The organism is Mesorhizobium sp. P3_A9, assembly GCF_056402975.1.
Map to the genome: position 1 here is coordinate 1 of NZ_JBFUGJ010000506.1, position 3,286 is coordinate 3,286.

Here is a 3,286-nt window from a genome sequence, read left to right on the forward strand (position 1 = left end):
GTGCAACGGAACAAGACCGAAATTTAAACTCGCTCTCATCAAGCGATTTTCCGTTCTATTTTTGGTTTGTAGCTCTCTTTCCCTTATAACTGGTTGCGATGCGGAGTTTTTGCATAAACGTCCTGACGTTTACGTTTGCAGCCCGAGTGGCTTTGGCCAACAAGCTCATTGCGCTCAGAAGGTTTGACGCCCGTTGGGGGTCACCCAATCTGGCTTTCATTTAGATATACTGCTTGAGACACGGGCCGAGATGCGCAGGAGTGGTGACCGCAGCCTCGCTGGGTTGTCAGGCCCGAATAGTGCGGTCAGACACCTCGTTATGCCGACGGCATGTTTCATCTCTAGGTCCAACTTATTGATCTAAAAAGATTATCTTTCTTCGGAATTCACGACTCGCGTTGCCGTCACGAACCCGCCAACGGTTAACCATTCGGAAATTGTTGTAGTTAACGAGAAGCTAATTTAGTTGACTATGTTCTCCACAGGTATATTTTCAATGCGTTGGGATGTGCAATTTGGGCGAGCAATCGACGATGATGGCACCGAGCGGGTGATCGCGATTTTGGGTGCATATACGGGTGTGAGCAGCGGCACGTAAAAGCCGTGTGCACCAGCCCGGCGAACCCAGAGAACAATTAACGCACATCATGTTGGCGAATCCGCTGATGCGGAGGGTTTGTCACGTTCTGAAGGCGTGGCCGGACTGTTTGTCCCGGCTCGGCGGTAGCGTGCGCGTTGCGTAAGGGGAAAGCATGAGCAAGGTCATCAAGGTTCTGAAACTGGGCTCCGGAAGCGATCAAAGGGAGCCCCAGCAAAAGCGACGTCGCGCCCTGGTTGCCGGAGGCGCGGGCTTCCTGGGGTCGCATCTGTGCGAACGGCTGTTGCGGGATGGGTATGACGTCGTCGCTCTAGACAATTTCCACACCGGAAAAAAATACAATCTCAATGCCCTTCTGCGTAATCCCAGGTTCACCTGCATCGAGCACGACATCGTCGACCCGCTGCCTGTCGGCCTTGAGTGCGACGAGATCTAYAATCTCGCCTGCCCKGCCTCYCCGCCGCAYTAYCAGGCRGAYCCGATCCATACGTTCAAGACGAGCGTGCTCGGTTCGCTGAACCTTCTGGAGCTCGCGCGCCGGAACAACGCCAAGATATTCCAGGCCTCGACTTCGGAGGTCTATGGCGACCCGATCGTGCACCCGCAGCCCGAGAGCTATTTCGGCAACGTCAACACGCATGGACCGCGGTCCTGCTATGATGAAGGCAAGCGTTCGGCGGAAACCCTGTTCTTCGACTATTCGCGGACATACGGGCTCGACATCCGCGTTGCCCGTATCTTCAACACCTATGGTCGCCGCATGCAACCCGATGACGGGCGTGTGGTCTCGAACTTCATCGTCCAGGCTTTGCGCGGCGAAGACCTGACCGTCTATGGCAGCGGCCTGCAGACCCGCTCCTTCTGTTATGCCGACGACCTGATCGAAGGCTTCATSCGGCTGATGAATGYGCCGCGTGCGCCTGCCCATCCGGTCAATCTCGGCAACCCCGGCGAATTCACCATCATGGAGCTCGCGACGCTGGTCGTCGGCTACACCAACTCCCGATCGAAGATCGTGCATCGGCCGCTGCCCGTCGACGACCCCAGGCAGCGCAAACCGGATATTTCCTTCGCCAGGGACAATCTCGGCTGGGAGCCGAAGATCAACCTAGCCCAGGGGCTCGCGCACACCGTCGACTATTTCGACACCCTGCTCTATGGCAGCCGGATGATCACAGGGGCCGCGGCTTCATGAGCCGACCGGCGATCCTGGTAACAGGCGGAGCGGGCTTCATCGGCAGTCACACCTGCAAGCAGCTCGCCGCCGCCGGCTATCTGCCCGTGGCTTTTGACAATCTGTGCCGCGGCAACCGGAAATCCGTCGCCTGGGGTCCGCTTGTCGTCGGCGATATCCGCGACGGGGATGCGCTGCGGGCGGCGATCGGGACATACAGTCCGACGGCGGTCATCCACTTCGCGGCGCTGGCCTATGTCGGAGAATCCGTTCACGAGCCGGCCGACTATTATTCGACCAATGTGGCCGGCACCATCGCCGTGCTCGATGCGGCGCGTGCACATGCCATTGAAAACATCATCTTCTCCAGCAGCTGCGCAACCTACGGCGTGCCGGAAGCGTTGCCCGTTCGCGAGACCTCCTCGCAAAACCCGATCAGCCCTTACGGGCGCACCAAGCTGATGGGCGAACAGATCATTGGCGACTATGCGTCGGCATACGGGATGAAATTCGCAATCCTGCGCTATTTCAATGCTTGCGGTGCCGATCCAGACGGCGAACTCGGCGAATGGCATTCACCGGAAACGCATCTGGTTCCCAGGGTGCTGATGGCTGCGTCTGGCATCATCGACGAAATCGAGGTCTTCGGCACGGACTATGATACGCCGGACGGCACCTGCGTGCGCGACTATATCCATGTCAGCGACTTGGCCCGCGCCCACCTGAAAGCGCTCCAACACCTCGAGGGCGGCGGACAAAGCCTGGCGGTCAACCTTGGCACCGGGCGAGGCGTATCCATCAAGGAGATCGTACAGGCGGTCAGCCGGATAACCTCTAGACCGGTTCCGGCCGTCTTCAGAGCCCGGCGCCCCGGAGATCCGGCCGAGCTCTATGCCGATCCGGGCAAGGCGCGTACGCAGCTTGGCTTTGTGCCGCAGCTTTCCGACATCGACACGATCGTCAGGACGGCGGCGCCATTCTTCGGGCTACAGACAAAATCGGCGAAACTGCCGCCAAGCGAGGCGGCAGCATCCGTCGCGGCTGGCTAGATCAGAGATAGCGAGGGTGGCAACTTGCGCGTTGGCCAAATCCGCTGGGACTGCAAATATAAGGCGAACCGCCCAGCAACGGACCATCATCGCCAGGATTGAAAGCGATCTTCACGGGCCCCGGCGTGCGAACCTTGATCGGCGGTGATGATGCAAAAGCATAATCACTTTCAGTCGTCTGTATCGCGCTCGTCATCAGAATCTGAGGCTCGGCTCTAAGCGAATGAACCGTGGACATGGCGTAAACCGGCAGGACCGCCGGTTTGCTGCGGACCGGGTGGACCACAGGCTTGATGAAGACCGAATTGGTTTCGGTCGCATCCATACCCTGACAGCCTGCAATCGCAGAGATCATCGCCACAACCGCAACAATAGATGCTATATTTTTGCTTGGGCGAAATGCGCCCATTGCGGATTTGTTCATCATGTGTCCCTTGTTATCAAGTATAAGCCAAGGGCGTATTG

Annotated in this window: 3 protein-coding genes; 2 read left to right on the top strand and 1 reads right to left on the bottom strand. The window is 58.2% G+C overall.

Annotated features, from left to right (window positions below; genetic code table 11):
- Positions 1-752: 752 nt before the first annotated feature.
- Positions 753-1,793, top strand: coding sequence for a UDP-glucuronic acid decarboxylase family protein (locus tag AC1DX0_RS33435; protein ID WP_477358640.1), 1,041 nt, complete (start codon positions 753-755; stop codon positions 1,791-1,793).
- Entirely contained in the window at positions 1,790-2,821 is a 1,032-nt protein-coding gene (galE, locus tag AC1DX0_RS33440; protein ID WP_477219366.1) for a UDP-glucose 4-epimerase GalE, read from the top strand. The genes AC1DX0_RS33435 and galE overlap by 4 nt, the downstream gene beginning before the upstream one ends.
- A 1-nt stretch (position 2,822) precedes the next feature.
- Here galE and AC1DX0_RS33445 read toward each other — a convergent pair.
- Positions 2,823-3,286: hypothetical protein (locus AC1DX0_RS33445; RefSeq protein WP_477358641.1), on the bottom strand; the 464-nt coding region annotated here is incomplete at its 5' end.

What these genes read in the sequence shown, in the direction of transcription:
- galE (WP_477219366.1), top strand. Translation starts at nt 1,790, where the DNA reads ATGAGCCGACCGGCGATCCTGGTAACAGGCGGAGCGGGCTTCATCGGC.